Raw genomic sequence first — 24913 nt, 5'->3', positions numbered from 1 at the left:
CAATCCACTCATCAAAAATCTTTGCTCAAAAGAATGTGGGAACATAAAGTTTTATATCTTATGATTTTACCTTGCTTACTTTTTTTCCTTATTTTCAATTATATACCTATGACAAGTCTAATTTTAGCGTTTAAAGATTTCCGTTTTGATACGGGTATTATTGGTGGTGATTGGAAAGGGCTACACTACTTCCAAAGATTCTTCACTGATTCAAGATGTGTACAAATCATTATAAATACACTTGTTATCAGTGGAATGAAGCTCATTCTAGCTCTTCCTTTTCCAATCATTTTAGCCATTATGTTTAATGAAATTAAAGATTCTAAATTAGGTAAAATCAGAGGACTATTCCAAGGAATATTATATATACCTCATTTTTTATCGTGGGTCGTTGTGATAGGTATATTCAAGAAGTTACTCGCACCAGATGACGGTTTAATGAATCAACTTATTCACAAATTCGGTGGTGATGGCTCAACTTATTTTATGATGAACCCTGAATATTTCCATACCATCATGTTTTCTAGTTATATTTGGAAAAATGTCGGCTGGGACTCCATCATTTATTTTGCTGCAATCATGAGCATCAACCCTGAAATATACGAATCAGCAGCAATAGACGGAGCGAACCGCTTCAAACAAATTATACATATTACTTTACCAATGCTCACGCCTACAATAGTTATTCTATTTATTATTTCATTAGGAGATATTTTAAAAGCTGGCTTTGATCAAATCTATTTACTCAAGACACCTGGAAATGCGAGTGTATCAGAAATATTAGACACCTTTGTAATACGCACGGGAATCGAACAGGGAGACTTCAGTTACGCCATAGCTATAGGACTTTTACAAGGTGTTATTGGTCTAATCGCGGTCGTCATTATCAATAGATTTGCCGATAAAAAACTGGATACTTCATTATATTAAGGAGAATGTACATGTTTAGAAAATCAATACTCATCTTACTTATTGCGGTAATGATACTCACATCGGCGTGTGGCAAAGATAAATCACAAGATGAAGCAAAGAGAAAAGCAGATGCCAAAGGGAAGCCAGATACATGGATTGCTGATAGAAAATTAAAAGGTTTAGTCTTCCAAAGTGATAATGATGCCTCTCCGAAGATGAATAAAGAGGTTGCTAAAGAACTAAAGAAAAAAACCGGAATCACTTTAGAATTACAGACAGTTTCAAATGAAGATTCGACTGAAGCACTAACATCAGGTCTCGCATCTGGTGATTTACCTGACTTCATCGTTTATTACTTAGACGATAGTGGACGCCCTGAAATGAAAGTTCTAAATAAAGCGGCTAAACAAGGTCGACTCACAGATCTTACAAAGATGCTTAAAAACACAAAAATCTATAGTAAATATTTTAAGAAAGGCTACCTTCCTAAAGATACGAAAGATAATATTATGTTCAATAAAGAAATGGACGGCACTTACCTTGTACACATGGGTATCAATCGTCATCCAGGTCAAGAAGAACGTCGCACAGTAGGAGGTCCCTATGTTCGTAAAGATATAATGGATAAACTTCATATAAAGCCTTCATCAATTAAAACTTCCAAAGATGTAGAAAAGCTAGCACAAAAAATGAAGGATCATCACTTTAAAGATGATAATGGTAAAGAAATTACACCAATTGGTCCTACAGCTTGGGGAGGCGACGATCGCACTAAATTCTACAACGACCTCGTATGGACTGGACAGTCAGATGAGAAATTTTTAAACAAAGGGAAAAAGATTGTTCACGAATCTCAAACTGATTATCCACTCAAAAGAGTGAGATATGTCAAAGAATTAATGCAAAAAGGACTCATGACGAAAGAATTTTACACAATGGAAGAGAACAAAGCGAAAGAAGGACTTGTTAATGATTCATGGGGCATAGTTTCAGATTTACATAATTATGTCACTGAAAATCAAAACATGAAATATGTACCTCTTGGCCCACTCAATACAGTCAAAGGTAAATTTAGAGTTGAGAAACCTTATAAATCTGGTGCAAACGGATGGGCTGTCCCAAGTACGACTGAACATCCAGAGGACGTAGTTAAACTTGCTGATTTCTTAGCTAGTCGTGAAGGTAAATTATTAGGACAATATGGCATTAAAGGTCGTGATTACACATTAGATAAAAAAGGCAACCCACACGTCAAACCAGAAGTATTAAAAGAAGTCAAACACGACCCTGACAAAGCGAAAAAACGTGGTTTCAGAGGCGCGGGTTCATACTGGGCTGATCATCTTGGTTATACAGATATAGATAATAAAGCTGACTTTGGTGAAATCGAATACGGCGATAATACTAAAACAAGCAAAACCACACCTGAAAAGATTGCTGATATGTGGCATTATGACGAACGCCAAAAGCACGCAAAAATTGTTAATGGTCTAACAGTAAAATCTTTCTTATCTAAATATGAGTATGGTGAAGATTTAGAGGTAGCACTTGATGATTATAGCGACGCAATTAAACGCGCTTATTATTCAAGAACTGACAAAGAAGCCAAGCAAATAATCGATAGTGCGAAACAACGCTTGAACGAAGCTGGTTTAAATCAGTTTGAACGTTATGTAGAAAATCAAAGAGATAAAAAAGGAACGCAAATTATTTACTAAGAGGTGTATTAGACAATGAAAATATCCCAAGATAAAAGTGCTATTGTCATTCGCATCATTTCATTAATTATCATAATAGGTTTAGTTATTACTATTATATTGCCACTAATCAATATCTTTGCCTTAGCATTTAATTCCGGTGTCGATGCGCAAAAAGGTGGTATCACATTCTTTCCTCGTAAGTTTTCGCTAGATAATTTTAAAGAAATATTTAAACAAGGAACATTATTGAATGCATTGTTTATTAGTGTAGCTAAAACTGTCATAGGAACAATCTTAAGCGTGATATTAACCGCCATGGCAGCGTATGTCTTAACAATAAAAACACTGCCATTCCGAAGAATCATTTCATTCTTCTTAGTATTTACAATGTTATTTAGTGCTGGAGTGGTTCCACTATACATTTTATTAAATCAATTACATTTAACAGACACTTTCTGGGTCTATATTTTACCTTCACTCTATAGTGTTTATAACATTCTAATCATGCGTACATTTTTTAATCAGTTACCAACAAGTGTTATCGAAGCTGCGAGGGTAGATGGTTGTAATGACTTTCAAATCTTTTGGAAAATAGTCCTTCCAATGAGTAAACCGGTAGTCGCATCAATTACTTTATTTAATGCTGTGAGTCAATGGAACGACTGGTTTACAGGCGCATTCTTCGTACGCAACCCAAATTTAAAACCTTTAGCAACAGTATTACAGGATATGCTCACTAAGCAAGCCGCAATAGCTGAAGCACTTAAACAGAAATCAGGTTCTTATGCAATGTTGGATAAAGTAACAATTACTGGTGATTCTATGCAAATGGCAATGATAGTGTTGTTAACAATTCCAGTATTATTCTTGTTCCCATTTGTTCAAAAACATTTTGTAAAAGGAATCAATATAGGTTCAACTAAGGAGTAAAGGAGATTTAAAAAATGACGAAAATCCTACAATTAAGTGATTTACACATTGGCCCACATAATGACGCCAAAGATCAAAAAACATATGATTTGATTCAACATATGATGACACATTATCGTCCCGATATCACTGTATTAACTGGTGATCAAATATGGTCTGAAGGAGTCATTGATTCTGGTCGAGTTTATAAAGAACTTATCGAATATTTAAATCAATTTGATACTCAAATTGCAACAACATTTGGTAATCATGACACTGAAGGACATCTTAAACGGGGTGATTTACGCGCCATTGAAGAACAATATTCTAAAAATTATGTTCAAAAACATCATAGTTTAATTATTGATGATAAAGAAGCTTATACTATTGAAGTAAGCTCTCAAGATACACTTACACACGTTCTTTATGTGATTGACGGGGGGGATTATAACCCATTTGGCATAGGTGATTACGACTTTATCAGACCTGAGCACGTTAACTGGCTTAAAGAGACTTATGAAGCGTATAAGTCACAATACAAACGTAGCTTTCAACATAATTTACTATTTACACACATTCCTCTACAGGAATATCGAGAAGTAGAGAATATCAAAGAATTCCATGGCATATTTAATGAACCTATTGCTTGCTCAAAAATTAATTCTGGATTATTTAGTCAAATGCTATTAAATGGAGATATTGAAGGGATGTTCTGTGGTCACGATCATGATAATGATTTCACTATTAACTTATATGGAATTCGTCTAAGTTTTGGTCGCGTCGGTGGCTATAACACTTATGGTGACTTACAACGTGGTGCACGATTAATAGAATTACAACCTCATGAAATATTTAAATCGAAAGTATTAGAATTTGATGATCGTTACTAAAGGCGCATTTAGATCCTTATATGTACCTATACTTATTGAACAACTGTTCATACTTCTCATGGGGCAAGCTGACACATTAATGCTCAACAGTTATAGTACGAATGCAGTTGCAGCATCCGGAATGACGAGTCAAATATTAATGCTCATTACGTTTCTTATTACAATCATTCACGTGGGAACTAATATTCGTATTGTTCATTTAAAAGCACACCAAACATCAATGATTCCAAAAGAAATTTATCACAATCTTCTTTTCAATATCATCGTTTCGATTGTATTTACATTAGTTGTAGGTATGGTGTTTTCACCGTTATTACATCTTTTTCAAGTACCTAAGGACATATTTAATCTAACTTATCAATTTGGTTTAGTTATATTGAGTGTCTTAACTTTGACCTCAACTCAAATGTATATAGGAACCGTACTTCGTGTTATGAATTATGCTGCGATTGCTACACGCATCACAGTAATTAGTAATTTGACTAATATCATTCTAAATGCTTTCGTACTTTTTATAATTCCAGATTTGGTAGGTAATCCTGTATTAGCAATTGCTTATGCTACAGCCATTAGCCGTCTGCTTGGATGTCTCTTAGCATTCATAGCACTTTTAAAAATTTACAGACCGAAACTGCATTACTTTAAAATTAATTTTAAAATACTTTATCAAGTTTCAACATTAGGTATACCTAGTGCTGGCGAGCAAATTTCATATAACTTTGCACAAACATTTACGACAGCATTTATAGCAATGTTAGGAACACAAGTTATTGCAGCTAAATCTGTTGCAACTGTGTTAAGTGGTTTATCTTTCAGTTGTGCGATGGCATTTAGCGCTGCATGCCAAATTTATTTAGGCCATTTTATAGCTAGACATCGCTATAGTGTACTAAAGAAAACTGTGTTAAGAAGTATATGGTTTAATGTGATTCAATCCTTAATTATCATGGTATGCGTTTTAGTAGGTTTCGTCGCTGTCGGTAGATGGCTTACACATGATGTTCAAACATACCATTTAATTATCTACTATCTAGTTATTCTTATAGGATTGGAACCGATTCGTGCAATTAATAATTTAATCGTAGATTTATTAAATGTAGCTGGGGATGTGCGTTTTCCTGTTACAGTCAATATCATAACTACTTGGTTGTTACTGTTGCCTGGAAGCTTTCTATTAGGCATTCATTTGGGGTTTGGTTACACCGGTATTATTCTAGTGAGTATTGCAGATGAAGCGCTGCGATTTATCATCATGTATTTCAGATGGCGAAATGATAAATGGCGCGCACGCATGAAGCAGATAGGAGTATAGATAACAATGTACAAGAGAAAAGAACGATTAAACCTTATACGTAAACGTGTTGATCAGTACGGTGAGGTTGCTGTTAAAGATTTAGCATTATTTTTACAAGTTACACCTGAAACCGTGAGAAAAGACTTAGAAACATTAGAATATGACAAACTTATTACTCGCACGCACGGTGGGGCGGTTAAATATAATCATATTAACAAGGAGAAATCATACGCGAATAAATGGCAGAAACAATCAAATGTGAAAGAAAGAATAGCTAAAAAAGCAGCTTCACAAATTCAATCTGGAGAAATCGTGGTTATAGATGGTGGGACGACAACAGGTCGAATTCCTCAGTATTTAAATGATATTATACAAACTACTATAATCACTAATTCCCTAAAGATTGCAAATGAGTTGAATCGTGCAATAGAGGAACAACGTATTCAAGGAGAAATAATTATGCTCGCAGGTAAGACAAATACTGAGCAAGATGTAGTAAAGGGGCATTTAACAAACGAATTATTACAACGTTTCAAATTTGATAAAGCCTTTATTTCATGTGGTTCATTTGATAAGAACGATTGTTATGAATTTGATTTAGAGGAAGCACACGTCAGTCAAATTATGATTCAACAAAGTCAATTAAGTTATTTATTAGCAGATAGTAGTAAACGAGATGCTCGTGCATCGTATCGTATTAGTGAATTTAGTGAGATTGATTATATGATTTCTGATTACGCTAAGCCACAGGATATGGAGCATTTTAATCATAAATCATGGTTACAAATTTAAAATATTAGTTAAGCTAATCGCTAAAGCGATATTATTTTTTGTAACACTTGAGGCTTTGCTCAAGTATAAGTGCCACTAGCAACCAGATAAGTTGCTCTAATCGCTAAAGCGATATTATTTTTTGTAACACTTGAGGCTTTACTCAAGTATAAGTGCCACTAGCATCCAGTTACATTGGATACACTTGAGGCTTCGCTCAAGTATAAGTTGCTCTAATCGCTAAAGCGAAAGAGCAACTAAAAAGCAGTAAACCTCAAGTGTCAAAGGTTTACTGCTTTATTGAAACGTTGTTTCTCAACGTTAGTCTTTTACGGGCATATAAAAGGGGATAATTGAAAATGACCAATCCAATAAGAACGAAATATATGTGGGGGGGAATGTTCTATCCGGTATTGATAATCATTTTCAACTAGTATTATACACGATTGAGAATCATTGTCAATTAGAAATATAAACTTTTTCTATAAATTCCCTATAAATGTATAAAACCATTGTCATAACAATGTTGAAAAGCTATCATTTTCAGCAATAACCTCATTATAATGTTTCATCAATTACAATTGATATGTGGTAAAATGAATCAAGTAAATATAGATTAATTATTAACAATTCATAACAATTAGGGATTACATCTTTTTCATTCATACTTGATTAGTTAAGATGTAGCATGAGGTGCAAATATGACAAATATTTTAATCGTAGAAGATGAGCAGAATCTTGCTCGATTTATTGAACTTGAACTTAAACATGAAGATTACAACGTTGATATAGAATATGACGGACGTACGGGTTTAGATAAAGCACTTAATAAATCATATGATCTTATTATATTGGATTTAATGTTACCTAATATTAATGGCTTAGAAATTTGTAGACAAATTCGCCAAGAACAATCAACACCTATCATCATTATTACTGCTAAAGGTGAAACATATGATAAAGTAGCCGGATTAGATTATGGTGCAGATGATTACATCGTCAAACCATTCGATATTGAAGAGTTGCTCGCTCGTATAAGAGCTATTTTACGTAGACAACCGCAGAAAAATGTTATCGATATTAACGGCATTATTATTGATAAAGATGCCTTCAAGGTGACTGTAGATGGTACTCAACTAGAACTGACGAAGACGGAGTACGATTTGTTATATGTTTTAGCTGAAAATAGAAATCACGTGATGCAGCGTGAACAAATTTTAGACCACGTATGGGGATTTAACAGCGAAGTAGAAACAAATGTTGTTGATGTTTATATTCGATATTTACGCAATAAATTAAAGCCTTTTAATAAGGAGAAATCTATCGAAACTGTACGTGGCGTAGGATACGTGATTAGATGATCAAACGTCGTAAATTAAAATATAAATGGATGATCATAACGACACTCATTACGTTTACCACTATATTACTATTTTGCTTAATTATTATCTTTTTCTTAAAAGATACTCTTAGAAATAGCGAACTTGATGAAGCTGAAAGAAGTTCTACTGATATTGCGAATTTATTTCATTCTAAATCTTTGGCTCAAATATCAGCACTTGATTTAAATGCTTCATTAGAAAACTTTCAAGAAGTCATTATATATGATGAAAAAGGGAAGAAGTTAATTCAAACATCAAATGACAATATCGTTAATTACAATAAGAAATTTGATATGAACCATCCAGAACGTATAAACATCTATAATAGTCATGGCATTAATTACTTAGTAATCACTGAACCCATTCATTCGAAAGATTTTAATGGATACAGTGTACTAGTACATTCTCTACAAAATTATGATAATCTTGTACGTTCACTATATATAGTAGCTTTAGCATTCGGTTTAATCGCTACTGTGATAACTGCTGGAATTAGTTATATCTTTTCATCTCAAATCACAAAACCCATTGTGACTATGTCGAACAAGATGAATCAAATTAGGCGCGATGGTTTCCAAAAGAAACTAGAATTAACAACTAATTACGAAGAGACAGATAATCTTATCGTTACATTTAACGACATGATGTACCAAATTGAAGAATCATTTAATCAGCAACGACAATTTGTTGAAGACGCTTCTCACGAATTAAGAACACCTTTACAAATCATTCAAGGTCATCTCAACTTAATTCAGAGGTGGGGGAAGAAAGACCCAGAAATTCTTGAAGAATCTCTAGATATTTCTATAGAGGAAGTCAATCGAATCACTAAACTTGTCGAAGAATTACTCTTATTGACTAAAGATAGTGTGAATAGTCATGTTCTTGAAGCTGAAAATGTAGACATTAACAATGAGATTCAATCACGCGTGAAGTCATTAAGACATTTACATCCTGATTACCAATTTGAAACGCACTTGTCCAATAAGCCAATACAAATGAAAATGAATAGACATCAATTTGAACAATTACTACTTATTTTCCTAGATAATGCAATGAAGTATGATACTGATAATAAATATATAATGATCAATACCTCTCTAAAGAACAAAGTCATCAGTATCGAAATTACAGACCACGGCATGGGTATTCCTAAACAAGATTTAGATTTCATTTTCGATAGATTTTACAGAGTTGATAAATCTCGTGCCCGTAGTCAGGGTGGAAATGGTTTAGGTTTATCAATCGCCGAGAAAATTGTGCAATTAAATGGTGGTTCGATCCAGGTAGAAAGTGAAGTTCAAAAATTTACGACATTTAAGATTAATTTCCCTTTATAAAGTAAGGTTAGAACCGTTTGAATTCAAAAGAAATTAGAGAATTTAGATTGCTAAAAATTGGTATAAAATACAACTTCAAATACGCAACTCAATGCAATTTTCAAAATAACGCAGAACCGATCTATATTTGGTTCTGCTTTTTGTATATTAATAGGTAAATGCACTTTAACAAAATTTGAAATAATGCTATTATTATCTTGTAAGCGTTTCAACATTTTTGTGGAGGGTGTAAAAATGACTAAGGACAAAAAAGAAGTTACAGAGGCACCTGTAAACTTCGGTGCAAATCTCGGTTTAATGCTAGATTTGTATGATGATTACCTACAAGATCCATCATCAGTTCCAGAAGATTTACAAGTCTTATTTAGTACAATTAAAACAGGTGAAGCTCATGTCGAGGCTAAACCGGCCACTGGAGGAAGTGGTTCACAAGCGGGAGATAGCACTATTAAACGTGTAATGCGCTTAATTGATAACATTCGACAATACGGACATTTAAAAGCAGGCATATATCCAGTTAATCCTCCAGAGCGTAAACATGTCCCTAAATTAGGAATTGAAGATTTTGATTTAGATCAACAAACTTTGGAACAAATATCAGCTGGTATTGTATCAGAACACTTTGAAGATATTTATGACAATGCCTATGAAGCGATAGTTCGTATGGAAAAACGCTATAAAGGGCCAATTGCTTTTGAGTACACTCACATTAATAACAACAAAGAGCGAGTTTGGTTGAAAAGACGTATCGAAACGCCTTATAAAGCGAATTTAAACAATAATCAGAAAAAAGAACTTTTCAAAAAATTAGCACATGTTGAAGGATTTGAAAAATACTTACACAAAAACTTTGTAGGTGCAAAACGTTTCTCAATTGAAGGGGTAGACACGTTAGTACCAATGCTTCAGCATACAATTACTTTAGCGGGTAACGAGGGAATTAAAAATATACAAATCGGTATGGCTCACCGTGGTCGTTTAAACGTATTAACTCACGTACTTGAGAAACCATACGAAATGATGATTTCAGAATTCATGCATACAGATCCGATGAAATTCTTACCAGAAGACGGTAGCTTAGAACTTACTTCAGGTTGGACTGGAGACGTAAAATATCACTTAGGTGGCGTGAAGACAACAGATTCTTATGGCACTGAACAACGTATTTCTTTAGCTAACAACCCAAGTCACTTGGAAATTGTTGCTCCAGTTGTTGAAGGTAGAACACGTGCTGCACAAGATGAGACGCATCAAGCAGGTTCTCCTTCAACTGATTTCCATAAAGCCATGCCAATTATCATTCATGGTGATGCTGCTTACCCAGGACAAGGTATTAACTTTGAAACAATGAACTTAGGTAGCTTAAAAGGGTATACTACTGGTGGTTCATTACACATTATTACTAATAATAGAATTGGCTTCACAACTGAACCTACTGATGGCCGTTCAACAACATATTCTACTGACGTTGCAAAAGGGTACGATGTTCCAATCTTGCACGTTAATGCTGATGATGTTGAAGCAACAATCGAAGCGATAGATATCGCAATGGAATTCCGTAAAGAGTTCCATAAAGATGTTGTTATCGATTTAGTTGGTTATCGTCGTTATGGTCATAATGAAATGGATGAGCCTTCAATTACAAACCCAGTTCCTTACCATAATATTCGTAAACATGAATCAGTTGAATTACTTTATGGTAAAAAGTTAGTTGAAGACGGCATCATTTCTGAAGACGAAATGAATGACGTTATTGATAGTGTTCAAAAAGAAATGCGTGCAGCGCATGATAAAATTGATAAGTCTGATAAGATGGATAATCCAGACATGGAAAAACCTGAGTCACTTCAATTGCCATTGCAAAGTGATGACAAAGACTTCTCATTTGATCACTTAAAAGAAATTAATGACGCTATGCTAACTTATCCTGAAGATTTCCACGTTCTTAAAAAATTGAACAAAGTACTTGAAAAACGTAGAGAACCATTTGAAAAAGAAGGCGGCTTAGTTGATTGGGCTCAAGCAGAACAACTTGCCTTTGCAACTATTTTACAAGATGGCACTTCAATTCGTTTAACTGGTCAAGATAGTGAACGTGGTACTTTCAGTCATAGACACGCTGTTTTGCATGATGAAGAGAATGGCGACACATACACTCCATTACATCATGTCCCAAATCAGCAAGCGACGTTTGATATTCACAACTCACCGCTTTCAGAAGCAGCAGTTGTTGGGTTCGAATATGGCTATAATGTTGAAAATAAAAATAGCTTTAACATTTGGGAAGCACAATACGGCGACTTCTCTAACATGGCACAAATGATTTTTGATAACTTCTTATCTAGTTCTCGTGCCAAATGGGGAGAACGTTCAGGCTTAACATTATTCTTACCTCATTCATATGAAGGTCAAGGTGCTGAACACTCTTCAGCTCGTTTAGAGAGATTCTTACAACTTGCCGCTGAAAATAATAGCACAGTAGTGAACTTATCTAGCTCAAGTAACTACTTCCACTTATTACGTGCTCAAGCAGCAAGTCTTGATTCTCAAGAAATGAGACCATTAATCGTCATGTCACCGAAAAGTTTATTACGTAATAAAACTGTTGCTAAACCTATCGATGAATTTACTTCTGGTGGTTTTAAACCTATTATCACCGAAGAACATGATGCAGAAAAAGTTAAGAAAGTGATTTTAGCTTCAGGTAAAATGTTTATAGACTTAAAAGAACATTTAGAGAAAAATCCTGACGAATCTACTTTAATTGTTGCAGTTGAGAGATTATATCCATTCCCTGAAGAAGAAATTCAAGAAGTACTTGAATCATTACCAAATCTTGAAGAAGTATCATGGGTTCAAGAAGAGCCTAAAAACCAAGGTGCATGGTTATTCGTTTATCCTTATCTTAGAGCACTTGTTGCTGATAGATATGACCTTAGCTATCATGGTAGAATACAGAGGGCAGCACCTGCTGAAGGTGATGGAGAAATTCATAAACTTGTTCAAAACAGAATTATTGAAAGTAGCATTAATAATTAACTAGGGGGAAATAAAGTATGCCAGAGGTAAAAGTTCCAGAATTAGCTGAATCAATCACAGAAGGTACCATTGCAGAATGGTTAAAAAACGTTGGAGATAGCGTCGATAAAGGTGAAGCTATCTTAGAATTAGAAACAGATAAAGTTAACGTTGAAGTAGTTTCAGAGGAAGCAGGCGTACTATCTGAACAATTAGCTGAAGAAGGAGATACAGTTGAAGTAGGTCAAGCTGTAGCCGTAGTTGGTGAAGGCAGTGGTAACGCATCAAGTGGTTCTTCAAATGAAACTCCACAAAAAGAAGAATCTAAAGATGCTAGTGAATCTCAAGATAAATCACAACAATCACAATCATCTTCAGATAATAAACAAGACGATCAAGATAGCAGTAATCAACGTGTAAATGCTACACCTTCTGCTCGTCGTCATGCACGCGAAAACGGTGTTAATTTAAGCGAAGTTTCTGGTAAAGGAAATGACGTTTTAAGAAAAGACGACGTTGATAACAGTCAAAAACAAGCTAGCCAACCATCTCAAAGCGAAAGCAAATCACAAGATAGTGGCTCTAAAAAATCTAACGATAATCCGTCTAAGCCAGTAATACGTGAGAAAATGTCTCGTCGTAAGAAAACTGCTGCTAAAAAATTATTAGAAGTGTCAAACCAAACAGCAATGTTAACTACATTCAATGAAGTTGACATGACTAATGTTATGGAATTACGTAAACGTAAAAAAGAACAATTTATGAAGGATCATGACGGTACTAAACTTGGTTTCATGTCATTCTTCACTAAAGCAGCAGTCGCAGCGCTTAAGAAATATCCAGAAGTTAACGCTGAAATTGACGGCGAAGATATGATTACAAAACAATTCTATGATATCGGTATTGCCGTATCTACTGATGATGGTTTATTAGTACCATTCGTTAGAGATTGTGATAAGAAAAACTTTGCTGAAATTGAACAAGAAATTGCGAACTTAGCAGTTAAAGCACGTGATAAAAAATTAGGCCTAGACGATATGGTTAATGGTTCATTTACTATCACTAATGGTGGAATCTTCGGTTCAATGATGAGTACACCAATTATCAACGGTAGCCAAGCTGCTATCTTAGGTATGCACTCAATCATTACTCGACCAATTGCAATTGACAAAGATACTATCGAAAATCGTCCAATGATGTACTTAGCGTTAAGCTATGACCACAGAATCATTGATGGTAAAGAAGCAGTTGGATTCTTAAAAACAATCAAAGAATTAATTGAAAATCCAGAAGATTTACTACTAGAATCATAATTCTGAACTTAATACAATCTATTAATACTCATACAACGGTGTTTGACACCGTTGTATTTTTTTAGCTATTTTATATTTCATTTCGCGTTTTACTTCAACATAGAATAAAAGTTTAGCATTTCAAAATATAATTATAGTATCAGACTAATTTAAGCGATAGAATTTTATGAAACTATAACTTATGAGGTGATCATTTTGGAGTTAATGTATAAAAATTTTTATAAGTTTTCTAAAGATCATGAGAACGAATATCAGAAAAGATTAGAATCACCTAATGTGGAAGTTTTAGATCTTAAAATTAAGCCCTATAAACATAATGAATACTTTAATTTATATTATGTTCCTACATCAGAAATAATAAATTTAGTTTCTTCGATTGAAAAGAATAACTCGAATTTCACTAATTTACTTAACACTTTACCGAATGTAGCTACTGAGTCACTACATCGAGATATCATCGTTAATGAATTGTATTCCACTAATCAAATAGAAGGTATTAAAAGTAATAAACAAGAAATTGTGCGAAGTATGAGAGAATTTAAGGCAAATCCTAAAGGGGCAAGAAAATTTAATTGAAGATTTAGAAATTAAAAAAACTCAATTAGACTACGCTAACAAAAAAATTAATGGAGACTCTAAACTAACAACTTTATCTGAAAAACATAAAATTATAATGTTCATTCTTGCTCAAATTCAATATTTTTCTTCAGAAGATTATATAACTGTACAAGAGCTTTCAAAATATTTAAATACTACGAGTCAAACAACAAGAAACTTATTAAATGATTTAATTTTTGTAAATATTGTTGAAAAAATAGGGGAACGTCCTGTAATGTATAAAGCCATTGAGGCATATTTCTAATTAAATTGCATACTTTGTTTTGGTTGTACAACGTCGTTAAGCGTCGTTGTATTTTTTACTTGAATATAACTTAAGTATGATTAAGTTTATTATGATTAATGCTAAGATAAATAGAAATAAAGATAAGTCACAATTATTGGGAGTTTAATATGTCTTATAACATAATAGAAGGGCATCATATAACTAAGAAGATAAATAATCATATGATTATCCATAATATTAATTTCAATATTCCTAAGAATTCAATAACTTTAATCGAGGGACATAATGGTTCTGGAAAAAGTATCACGTTAAAAATAATTACTGGATTAATTAATCATTATGAAGGATCATTATTCATTTCGGGAAGTGTCAGTTATGCAATAGATGTTTTTCCTGGAAACTTAAATTTAACTATCAGGGAATATTTGAGATTCTTATCAAAATTTAACTCATATAAACAGTCAAGAAATCAAGTTCATTATTTTATCGAACATTTAAATCTTACTCCATTTTTAAATCGTAAATTAAAAGACTGTTCTAAAGGTACTAAGCAGAAAGTAAATATTATACAATGCCTCACTAAAAGTGCAGACATATATATATTAGATGAACCATTTTCTGGATTAGATCAAGAGACAACAGATTTTCTATTAAAATATTTAGCTGAGTTAAAATTATCTGCTACTGTTATCATGACTTCTCATGAATTTCATCATCACAACCATATCATCACTCATACGTTGAATATTGAGACCGGTAAATTTCGTAATCTCAAAGTAGAAAATAATCTTTCTAATACTGCTGCTAAAGTTATAGTCATTAACTATGACTCAAATATTACTAAACGCTTAACTAATTATAAAAATATCACAAACATCTATACTGAAAACAATAAGGTGTATATAAAAACGCATCAGCAACATTTAAATGAATTGCTAATGCAATTAATTACTCATCAGTGCGAGATCATTGAAATTAAGGATGTGAACCACTTTTGATTGCTTATATACAATATCAGTTTAAAAATTACTTGCGCTCATACCAATTTATACCTCCAATGATGATTTTTGTAATTTGGATTTTTCTTCAATATTTATATAATGAACAACCTATATTATCTAGCTATGCATCTAGCTGTTTAGGATTATTTATTATTACATGTTGGTTAACCTTAAATATATTAAATTTAGAGTCATTAAATGAAAAATACTTATTATTTATACAACTAGAATCTAAACTCAAGTATCTCATAGCTAAATGGTTATTTATATTTTTAATTAATTGTGTATTAATTGTATTTTCAATAATATATCCATTACTATTAGGTAGTTTCAAAAATCAAATTTCTTTTAAACAAGGGGTATTAGCCATACTTTTACATCTTATTGTATGTATGATATGTATTTTAATTTCCACTTTAATTAAAAATCTTAATGTGATTTCTAAAAAATACATGTGGTTGCTTATTAGTCTAATTGGAGTGGTAAGTATATTACGTCCGATTTTAATACAATCTTATCCATTTATTAAATATATTTTATGGCTCATACCACCAATAGGTGATTTAATAAAGTTGTATCATTCTGACAACCCCAATTATGATGTGCTTTTATTACTAACTTTATGGACGTTAATATACATTATCATTTTATTCATACTCAATCTCATCATCTTTTCTAAATTAGATCAAAAACAAACGTCCTAACCAAATAGGTTAGGACGCTATTATTAATTATCGAGCTAGGAATATGATTTCAATAATTGCAAGAATGACACAAACAATAAATGCAATTGTGAAATATTTAAAACTAGACTTCTGCTTATTATTTAAATTAGTAAATACCTGTATACCTGAATAAACAGCTATTAAAACTGTAATCGCAAATATTATCCACAAATTAGACATATGTACGCCTCCTTATACATGTCTTTTATTATATTTTAATATATACAAATATTTTATCCAATGCGAAATGATAACTTTCAAATTAATGACAACACTGAATCATAAATTAACTCAAATAGAATGAGGGTTCATCATATTCATTCACATTAAAATACGTTATAATAAGGATTGTAAAGACAAAAACTAGGGGTGTCAGTTTATGAGCGGACTTAGAAGTGTCACTATAGGAACAAGTGACCTGTCTAAAACGAAAGAACTTTTTGGAAATATTCTAGGATTACAATATTCCGATAAAAATGAAAATGCTTTAAGATTTGGAGATGCTAACTTAAGTCCAGGTACTCGCATTCACTTTGTTGAAATTCCTAATAAGGACTATAGCAATCAACATATTGATAGCATAGGACTACGTACACCATCTGATTTAGGGCTAGATGAATATCAAAACATACTTTCAAATCATAATATTAATTATAGCTCATTTACTGAACTCAATGGCAATAAACATTTTAGTTTTGAAGATGATAATCATCAAGCTTATGATATCTACTCTAATGAACACAATACTGGAGTCGGGCTAGGTATGCCATCTTTTGATAGTTCTGTAAATCCTCTTCACCAAATTCAAGGTTTAGGACCAGTTATTCTTAAAGTCAATGAATTATCAATCACTACATCAATTTTAACGAGAGTATTTGGATTAGATTTATTTGCTGAATATCTACCAAGTGAAGATGCTAATGAAAATATCCAAGTTTTCAAAATTGGAGAAGGTGGCTTAGGCGGAGAATTACACCTATACCAAGCACATGAGGAAATACAACTTTCAGAGTATGGACCAGTTGAACAAGTTGAATTTTCTACACATCACCGAAATGAATTTGTTCAAGCCAAAGAACAATTAGATGAAATAGGAATACCATATCAAACTTTGGAACAAGAGGAATCTGAATCGTTAAGAATCACCGAAAGTAGTGGTATTTCATTTATTTTCACCCTTGAAAAGTAAACCATTTTAAATAGAGGAAGGTTATACAATGTTACATGAAACTTGGAAAGAACGTACACCTATTAAAAAGGTAGAAGTTACGAATACAGATGCGAAGAAATTTACAGTTGCTGATATGTTGACTGTAGGTAAACAATATGATGTTGTTAATGAAACCGAAGAGTATTATCAAATCGTTGATAATTCTGGTTTAGTAGGTGGCTATTATAAAGATTACTTCAAAGAAGTTTAAGTTTTATTACGTAAAGTAACAGTACGTGTATTTAATTATTAATAAGACTAAGACAGGTCAATAATGACTTAATTGTCTTAGTCTCTTTTTATACATAAAGGACGGGAAATTATGACTAAATCAATTTATAAAAATTCTGATGAATCAGTATTTAAAGATGCGAAAGTTCTATTTGAATTAAATAAGAATATTTTACTTAAGGGACCTACAGGTTCAGGAAAAACAAAACTTGCTGAAACGTTAAGCGATGAAGTTAGACGTCCAATGCATCAGGTTAACTGTTCTGTCGATTTAGATACCGAAAGTTTGCTTGGATTTAAGACAATTCAAACTAACGAAGAGGGGCAACAAGAAATTGTCTTCATTGATGGGCCTGTAATTAAAGCTATGAAACAAGGACACATTTTATATATCGATGAAATTAATATGGCTAAACCAGAAACGCTTCCGATTCTTAATGGTGTCTTAGACTATCGCCGTCAAATTACTAATCCATATACAGGTGAGGTCATTAAAGCTGCACCTGGCTTCAATGTGATAGCAGCAATTAATGAAGGTTACGTAGGCACATTACCAATGAATGAGGCACTTAAAAACCGTTTTATCGTTATAGAAGTAGATTATATAGATGGAGATATTTTAAAGACTGTTATAAAAGAACAAAGTCGATTACAGGATGACAAAGTAATTGAACAAATCATTAAATTTAATGAGGACTTAAGAACAATGACTAAACAAGGACAAATTTCTGAGGAAGCTGCTAGTATTCGTGCCCTCATAGATTTAAGTGATTTAGCTACAGTGATTCCAATCGAACGTGCAATTAAAAGAACAATTATCGATAAATTAGAAGATGAGCGTGAACAACAAGCAATTATTAATGCGATTGAGTTAAATTTTTAAAGAGGGATACTTATGAGTGATCGTTTTATAAAATTCAACGATGAACAGTTAGATGCTAAGCAGGTAATGATGTTACAAGACTTAGCTCGTCTATTATTAAAAAATGAACAAACACAAGTGAAAATACAAAAGTTTCCTTTTTACAATCCTTTCAGCAATACCCTAATCACAAGTTGGTTTTGGTCACACCGTCCGCATCATATTGAGCAAGCCGGCTTAAAAACTGATGTTTTACTCGCTGCATATGGATATCAACATATGGATATAGACATTGTTAATCATGTTTTACATAATGATGATTTTCATCATACTAAATTTTTCCATCAATTATTTAAGTTACTTGAAGATGTACGTATTCTTGAACTTATTCGAAAAGAACGTCCTAGCACTGCTAAGTATATAGATCTACGCTTGGATACTCGGTTAGCTTTTACTGATTCACAAATCAATGTTTATAAAACTAAAACTGTATTCACAGATTTGCTATTTCTCAATTTAGAACGTGCTTTTCTTAGTCAAAACTTCTATGATGTACCATCAATTCATCCGACATTTGATGATGTACTAGTGAATATGTATCAGTATTTGCCAAATATTTTCCAAAACAAAACCTCAGAAGATAACATGTATCTGGCTGAACGTATAATGTATCAGATAGATGATTTACTTAAAGAAGATATGTTAAATGAATATTATTATTTACCTCAAAAACTATATGAAGACATTCAAGCAACCACCTTTGATGACTTGAAAAGAACTGACGCGAGTAATACAGATGGTAACGATAAACATCAATCTGAAGAAGATGTTGAAACAGCTGAAGCAGAAACTAAAGCAGCGGATAGCGAAACTAAAGGTGGCGCTTACTTAGAGATGGAACTTCACGAAGGAGAAAACAGCGAAGTGATAGCAGATAATGATACTGCTCGTGAAGGGGATTCCACAGACGATATGACAGATATGATGACTAAGAAAGGCAAGGGCTCTCAAAATACTTTAGACCATGATGAAGGTGGTTTCATAGGTCAGAATCAAGCATTTGCACTAGAAGGAATTAATAAAAATGTAAAAGTTGAATGGAAGGTTCCAAACATCCAACCGCAACATATTTTAGACTATCAACATTCTAAAAATGATGTTCAATTTGAAATCAAGGATCTTATTCAAATTATTAAAAAGACAATCGATAGAGAGCATCAAGATGAACGTCATAATCTAACTAAAGGGCGTCTTCAAAAAGATTTAATCAATTGGTTTATCGATGATCAATATAAATTATTTTATAAAAAGCAGGATTTAAGTAAAACATTTGATGCAACGTTCACATTGTTAGTTGATGCGTCTGCAAGCATGCACGATAAAATGGATGAGACCATTAAGGGCGTTGTCCTATTCCATGAAACTTTGAAATCGTTAAACATTAAACACGAAATTTTAGCTTTTAATGAGGATGCATTTGAAGCAGATGATCGTGAACAACCAAATATTATAGATGAAATTATCAATTATAATTATTCAATTTTTGAAAAAGAAGGCCCACGTATCATGTCTTTAGAACCTCAAGATGATAATCGTGATGGTGTAGCTATTCGGATAGCTAGTGAAAGACTACTACAACGTAGTCATCAACAACGTTTTTTAATTGTATTTTCGGATGGAGAACCATCTGCATTTAACTATAGCCAAGATGGCATTATAGATACGTATGAAGCCGTAGAAACTGCTCGTAAATTTGGTATTGAAGTCTTTAATGTATTTCTGAGTCAAGAAGCTATTACTGAAGATATTGAACAAACGATTCATAATATTTATGGACAATTCTCAATATTTGTAGAAGGCGTTGAGCACTTACCAAGCCTTTTATCTCCATTATTGAAGAAACTTTTACTTAAATCATTTTAATAATCACACTAATTAAACATCAAAATTAATTGTATGTATTTAATAGTTGATAAATGACATTCAACCTTATCTTTTAAATAATCACAAATTAAATTTGTATAAGTTTTTAAATTTTCTGAAATTATATAGACTTATAATTCCTGATTATGATAGAATGTTTAATGTTGCATTATTAGATAAAAAGGAGCAGCATTATGAATAAAAACACTTGGATTATAGGTTTTACTTTGTTCGCTATGTTTTTTGGCGCAGGGAACCTTATTTTTCCAACGAATCTAGGCCTTGATAGTGGACATTTCCTTTGGCCAGCTATACTCGCATTCGCACTAACTGGTATTGGGTTACCATTACTAGGTGTCGTTGTTGGGGCACTAGATCATCAAGGATATATCGGTGCTTTTAATAAAATTTCACCAAAATTCTCTTTAATCTTTTTAATTGTTATCTATTTAACAATAGGACCTTTGTTCGCGATTCCGCGTACAGCTTCGACTTCATTTGAAATGACTGTCACGCCAATCGCTAACACTAATGGGAATATAGCATTATTAATTTTCACTATTATTTACTTCTTAATTGTGCTTTATTTATGTCTTAATCCTAATAAAATGATAGATCGCATTGGTTCATTGTTAACTCCATTGTTGTTAATAACTATATTAGCTATGATTATAAAAGGATTTATAGACTTTGGAAGTAATGCTCCCGGAGAAGGTAATACAAAATTATTCCATTCAAGTTTTTCCGGTTTTTCACAAGGGTTTACTCAAGGTTATTTAACAATGGATGCAATCGCTGCAATTGCATTTTCAATGATTGTTGTTAACGCTATTAAAGCTACCGGAATTAAACATTCTGATAAAATATTTAAGCAAACAGTGATAGCAGGACTTATTGCTGCTACAGCTTTAATCTTTATATATATTTCATTAGGATTTATTGGAAATCATATGCATATTACTTCAGGAAAGATGAAAGAACTCACTGCTAATGATCAAAATATTGGTACATATTTACTAACTACTATGGCTGCGAAGGGATTTGGTACCTTCGGTAAATATCTATTAGGAATTATCGTTGCATTAGCTTGTATCACTACAGCTTGTGGTCTTATTGTTTCAGTGAGTCAATATTTCCACAGAGTTTTCCCTAAAATTTCTTATAAAGTTTATGTAATATTATTTACATTAATAAGCTTTATCATAGCCAATCAAGGATTAAATTCAGTTATATCTATGTCAGTACCTGTATTAAGTATTGTATATCCAATAGCTATAACAGTTGTTTTACTAATATTAGTGGCTCGATTTATACCGACGAAACCAATTGCGCAACAAATACCATTACTTATTGTTGCAATAGAATCTATATTTAGTCTTATTACTACTCAAGGATGGTTTAAAATTTCATTTATAGACCATTTACCACTTAAACAACATTCACTTGAATGGTTTCCAATCGCGGTAATTGCAACTATCTTGGGTTATATTATTTCATATTTCGTTAAACAAGATTTTATAGTTTATCAAAAAGAAGATAATAACAACTAAAACTTAAATATATATAAAGGCACTCGTACCATAAGTGATTTTAACCATCACTAAAGAATACGAGTGCCTTTTTCAATTATTATTCTTTTCTCATTGATAATAGATGTTGCTTCAAGTCGTTTTCTAAGCCATTAAGCTCTTTTTCAGCTGCTTGTCGCTTTTGACGACCATCTTGTTGGATTTGTAATGTCTGTTCAATTGTTTCTATAATGTCATTTTGAGTTGTTTTCAGAGTCTCAATATCAACGATGCCACGCTCATTTTCAGTGGCAGTTTCAATAGCGTTTTGCTTTAACATTGAAGCATTTTGAGTGAGTAAATCATTTGTAGTATCTGTTACGGCACGCTGAGCTGAAACTGCATTACGTTGTCTCATTAAGGTTAAGGCAATTGCCATTTGATTTTTCCATAAAGGAATACTTGTGAGAATTGAACTTTGAATTTTTTCAGCTAATGCTTGATTCACGTTTTGAATCATACGAATTTGAGGAGCTGTTTGAATAGCAATTTGTCTAGACAATTGTAAGTCATAAATACGTTTATCTAAACGATCTACAAATTGTTCCATATCCGCCACAGCTTGAATATCCATTTGATTTCCTGAGTTATGAGCTTTCTCTTGTAGTTCAGGTATTGTTTCAGATTGAATCTGTTGTTTCTTACGTTGTGCAGCAGCAATATATAAAGTTACATCGTCAAAGTATTTTTTATTTTGATCATATAAACCGTCTAATAATTCAACATCTTTAGTTAGATTCCCTTTATGTTTGTCTAGTTGAATCGTAATACGATCAATTTGAGAGCTTACTGATTGCATTCTTGAAAAGACTTCATTAATTGAAGCTTTTGTTCTTCTAAATATACGTTTAAGTTTAGATTGTTTATTTGGATCTAAATCATTAGGATTAACTGACTTTAATTTGCCCATTAATTGACTTAATGAATCTCCAACAGGCCCCATATCTTTAGATTGAACTTCATCTAGCATTTGATGTGAAAATTGAGACATACTTTGTTGTAAGTTAGTACCAAACTGTAATAAGCCATCATGGTCTAAAGGCTTTATTTGTTGACTAATTGTTTCTATTTTTTTCTTGTCCTCATCACTAAATTGAGGGTTGAAGTCTTGAGCTACTGTAGGATTAGTATTTGTATTATCTTCAATATATTGATCGAGTGGATGTGATTGATTGCTATTAATTTCATGCGTCATCTCATTCATCTCTCCATTTCTCTTATACATCTTTGCGACGTTCTTGTTCTAATTTGTTTAATTCCATTTCAACATCTAATCGTTCATAATCTTCTTCATTTAATCTTTTTAAATCAGCAATTAGTGTACGTTTAACTTCATCTAGAGTAATACGCGTCTGTTCAAGCTTTTGTTTTTCTTCTTTTGATTTACGTGGCATCCTTGAAAGGCGAGTATAAGAATCTACTAGATTCAGAGCATTATCTAGATGAGAATAGAAGAAACCCTCTACTTTGAAAAACATACCCGGACGTTGTTTGATACTTGTATATATAGAACGTGATATACGGTAAATATCATTGACTTGTCTAAAATCTTTTATAGATCTGATGTTCATAAATGATTTTAAAATAGTTCTAATTTTTAATTGGGCTTGATTAAGCTGAGTTCTAACATATCTATAATCTCTACGTGACAATCCGATTTCATTAAGATATTTGCGTGAAGTAAGCCTTTGAGTAGGGAAGTACGATAATAGAAAACCACCTGCACCAACGATAGCATCAATCAGGAATGATAAATCCCATGCGAAAACAGTAACCATCCAAACAATAAATGCTACTGGTATGCCTACTAACACTCCAAATAAACGTGAAATGTTATATCTCAAATGTCATCTTCCTTTATATTAAAGTCTATATAGTTTTAAATTCTGTTAATGAGTCATCAATATCTAGATTTTTAATATTATAATCGGTTACTGATGACGCAGGTGAAGCACCTTTAATTACAGATTGAATAAATTGTTCTAATTCTTTATCTTCACCTTGAGCATATATTTCTACATAATCGTCAACATTTTGGACTGTACCTTTAATGTGATATTGGTTAGCAATGCGTTCAGTATAATATCTGAAGCCCACACCTTGAACAGTTCCAAAAACTTGAATATGTTTACGTTCCATAATATCACCTCATAACTTCATTATACGTACTTTAGTTGTAAAAAACTAATATTTGCTATATGATTTATCGGCCAAAAGTATGAGTCTTGAAACTTGATTTTGAATTCTGAAAAGTTACAATTAAGTTTAAAGGTTTAACCGTGGAAGGGGATTTTAAACATGTGGACAGTTGCAAAAATGAGAGCTGACTACGAAGGTTGGTGGCTATTTAGTGATTGGCCTGAAAAAGTTATCGAAACACTAAACTTCAACACATACGAAGAAATGCTTGAAAAATACACAAAACTTCTTCAAGACTGTAAGGATTGTTTCGATAATTATGTAGTAGGTAAACATAACATTTATGCTTTCTATAACAACTGTGACTTAAATTTTTGCGAAGATTGCGATGAAGATTTACAAATATTTTATAGTTTTATTATTTTAAAAAATAATGAGGTTTATTTTAATCTTCCAAAAATTGATTAAATGATAATTTTCTATAATTGTATTGCAATTTAGCTATGACTAAACTATAATGATTATTAAGCAATTGTTTTATTCCATATTGCAAAGAATATTTGGATTTATCATACATATAAGCACACGTATTTTTTGTAATATGCGAATAACGCATATTGAAAGAATTTAGTCTTGGAGGTTTCAGAAATATGAAACAAGGTACAGTTAAATGGTTTAACGCTGAAAAAGGTTTCGGCTTCATCGAAGTTGAAGGAGAAAACGACGTATTCGTACATTTCTAAGCAATCAACCAAGATGGTTACAAATCATTAGAAGAAGGTCAATCAGTTGAATTTGAAGTAGTTGAAGGCGATCGCGGTCCTCAAGCTGCAAACGTTGTTAAACTATAATAAATAGATTATAATTATTGACTTTAACTA

22 protein-coding genes and 2 pseudogenes are annotated in these 24913 nt (G+C 32.5%); 20 read left to right on the top strand and 4 right to left on the bottom strand.

Going from position 1 to position 24913, the window contains the following annotated elements:
- The first annotated feature begins 33 nt into the window (after window positions 1-33).
- From AC3WQX_RS04340 to AC3WQX_RS04280, 13 genes and pseudogenes are all read left to right on the top strand, one after another.
- Complete coding sequence (locus tag AC3WQX_RS04340; RefSeq protein WP_211181649.1) at window positions 34-930, top strand: ABC transporter permease; 897 nt, start codon at window positions 34-36, stop codon at window positions 928-930.
- 11 nt (window positions 931-941) lie between these two features.
- Window positions 942-2630: an extracellular solute-binding protein gene (locus AC3WQX_RS04335; protein ID WP_492739849.1), complete on the top strand. Its 1689-nt coding sequence runs from the start codon at window positions 942-944 to the stop codon at window positions 2628-2630.
- Between the two features lie 15 nt (window positions 2631-2645).
- Entirely contained in the window at window positions 2646-3542 is an 897-nt protein-coding gene (locus AC3WQX_RS04330; protein WP_002433538.1) for a carbohydrate ABC transporter permease, read from the top strand.
- 14 nt (window positions 3543-3556) lie between these two features.
- On the top strand, window positions 3557-4411 hold the full coding sequence (locus AC3WQX_RS04325; RefSeq protein WP_023350277.1) for a metallophosphoesterase family protein: 855 nt from the start codon (window positions 3557-3559) through the stop codon (window positions 4409-4411).
- Window positions 4398-5723 (top strand): MATE family efflux transporter, encoded by a 1326-nt coding sequence (locus tag AC3WQX_RS04320; protein WP_023350278.1) that lies wholly within the window; start codon window positions 4398-4400, stop codon window positions 5721-5723. Before AC3WQX_RS04325 ends, AC3WQX_RS04320 begins: the two co-directional genes overlap by 14 nt.
- Window positions 5724-5729: 6 nt before the next feature.
- Window positions 5730-6497, top strand: a complete 768-nt coding sequence (locus AC3WQX_RS04315; protein WP_002433585.1) for a DeoR/GlpR family DNA-binding transcription regulator — start codon at window positions 5730-5732, stop codon at window positions 6495-6497.
- A gap of 338 nt (window positions 6498-6835) precedes the next feature.
- Window positions 6836-6945 (top strand): annotated as a pseudogene (locus tag AC3WQX_RS04310) (hypothetical protein); the annotation flags it as partial.
- A 232-nt stretch (window positions 6946-7177) separates the two neighbouring features.
- Complete coding sequence (locus AC3WQX_RS04305; protein WP_002433827.1) at window positions 7178-7837, top strand: response regulator transcription factor; 660 nt, start codon at window positions 7178-7180, stop codon at window positions 7835-7837.
- Entirely contained in the window at window positions 7834-9198 is a 1365-nt protein-coding gene (locus tag AC3WQX_RS04300; protein ID WP_002433583.1) for a HAMP domain-containing sensor histidine kinase, read from the top strand. Before AC3WQX_RS04305 ends, AC3WQX_RS04300 begins: the two co-directional genes overlap by 4 nt.
- A gap of 234 nt (window positions 9199-9432) precedes the next feature.
- Window positions 9433-12237 (top strand): 2-oxoglutarate dehydrogenase E1 component, encoded by a 2805-nt coding sequence (locus tag AC3WQX_RS04295; RefSeq protein ID WP_023350280.1) that lies wholly within the window; start codon window positions 9433-9435, stop codon window positions 12235-12237.
- Between the two features lie 17 nt (window positions 12238-12254).
- Window positions 12255-13529 carry a dihydrolipoyllysine-residue succinyltransferase gene (sucB, locus tag AC3WQX_RS04290; protein WP_002433629.1) on the top strand — a complete coding sequence of 425 codons (1275 nt, stop codon included), beginning with the start codon at window positions 12255-12257 and terminating at the stop codon, window positions 13527-13529.
- Between the two features lie 195 nt (window positions 13530-13724).
- A complete protein-coding gene (locus tag AC3WQX_RS04285) occupies window positions 13725-14105 on the top strand; it encodes a hypothetical protein (protein WP_023350281.1) in 381 nt (126 codons plus the stop codon).
- Between the two features lie 435 nt (window positions 14106-14540).
- The gene (locus AC3WQX_RS04280) at window positions 14541-15371 is read left to right on the top strand and encodes an ATP-binding cassette domain-containing protein (protein WP_492739845.1); all 831 of its coding nucleotides are present in this window, start codon (window positions 14541-14543) and stop codon (window positions 15369-15371) included.
- 734 nt (window positions 15372-16105) lie between these two features.
- Here the strand turns inward: AC3WQX_RS04280 and AC3WQX_RS04275 are convergent.
- Window positions 16106-16279 carry a hypothetical protein gene (locus AC3WQX_RS04275; RefSeq protein WP_002433919.1) on the bottom strand — a complete coding sequence of 58 codons (174 nt, stop codon included), beginning with the start codon at window positions 16277-16279 and terminating at the stop codon, window positions 16106-16108.
- A 199-nt stretch (window positions 16280-16478) separates the two neighbouring features.
- Between AC3WQX_RS04275 and AC3WQX_RS04270 the strand changes: the two genes are divergently transcribed.
- The 5 genes from AC3WQX_RS04270 (at window position 16479) to brnQ3 (ending at window position 21875) form a co-directional block, all read left to right on the top strand.
- Complete coding sequence (locus AC3WQX_RS04270; protein WP_023350285.1) at window positions 16479-17288, top strand: VOC family protein; 810 nt, start codon at window positions 16479-16481, stop codon at window positions 17286-17288.
- Window positions 17289-17316: 28 nt separating this feature from the next.
- A complete protein-coding gene (locus tag AC3WQX_RS04265; RefSeq protein WP_002453229.1) occupies window positions 17317-17520 on the top strand; it encodes a DUF6501 family protein in 204 nt (67 codons plus the stop codon).
- A gap of 111 nt (window positions 17521-17631) precedes the next feature.
- Window positions 17632-18423: an ATP-binding protein gene (locus AC3WQX_RS04260; RefSeq protein ID WP_023350286.1), complete on the top strand. Its 792-nt coding sequence runs from the start codon at window positions 17632-17634 to the stop codon at window positions 18421-18423.
- 12 nt (window positions 18424-18435) lie between these two features.
- On the top strand, window positions 18436-20325 hold the full coding sequence (locus tag AC3WQX_RS04255) for a vWA domain-containing protein (protein ID WP_023350287.1): 1890 nt from the start codon (window positions 18436-18438) through the stop codon (window positions 20323-20325).
- Between the two features lie 194 nt (window positions 20326-20519).
- The gene (gene brnQ3 / locus AC3WQX_RS04250) at window positions 20520-21875 is read left to right on the top strand and encodes a branched-chain amino acid-like transporter carrier protein BrnQ3 (protein WP_023350288.1); all 1356 of its coding nucleotides are present in this window, start codon (window positions 20520-20522) and stop codon (window positions 21873-21875) included.
- Between the two features lie 79 nt (window positions 21876-21954).
- Here brnQ3 and AC3WQX_RS04245 read toward each other — a convergent pair whose 3' ends face one another.
- Genes AC3WQX_RS04245 through AC3WQX_RS04235 form a run of 3 tightly spaced genes read right to left on the bottom strand, consistent with a single transcriptional unit; the run spans window position 21955 to window position 24032 of the window.
- Window positions 21955-23088, bottom strand: a complete 1134-nt coding sequence (locus AC3WQX_RS04245) for a toxic anion resistance protein (RefSeq protein WP_030062716.1) — start codon at window positions 23086-23088, stop codon at window positions 21955-21957.
- A gap of 22 nt (window positions 23089-23110) precedes the next feature.
- A complete protein-coding gene (locus AC3WQX_RS04240; RefSeq protein WP_023350290.1) occupies window positions 23111-23737 on the bottom strand; it encodes a 5-bromo-4-chloroindolyl phosphate hydrolysis family protein in 627 nt (208 codons plus the stop codon).
- A gap of 25 nt (window positions 23738-23762) precedes the next feature.
- Complete coding sequence (locus AC3WQX_RS04235) at window positions 23763-24032, bottom strand: acylphosphatase (RefSeq protein ID WP_002433775.1); 270 nt, start codon at window positions 24030-24032, stop codon at window positions 23763-23765.
- Between the two features lie 159 nt (window positions 24033-24191).
- On the opposite strand from AC3WQX_RS04235, the gene msaA reads away from it, so the two are divergent.
- Both msaA and cspA read left to right on the top strand, forming a co-directional pair.
- Window positions 24192-24500 (top strand): regulatory protein MsaA, encoded by a 309-nt coding sequence (msaA, locus tag AC3WQX_RS04230; protein ID WP_023350291.1) that lies wholly within the window; start codon window positions 24192-24194, stop codon window positions 24498-24500.
- A 182-nt stretch (window positions 24501-24682) separates the two neighbouring features.
- Window positions 24683-24883, top strand: a pseudogene (gene cspA, locus AC3WQX_RS04225) (cold shock protein CspA).
- Window positions 24884-24913: the final 30 nt, after the last annotated feature.

The sequence above is a fragment of the Staphylococcus sp. FW104-15G4D genome (assembly GCF_058790135.1).
The sequence above is the reverse complement of the archived record's forward strand: the minus strand, read 5'-3'. Positions and strand labels throughout refer to the sequence as shown.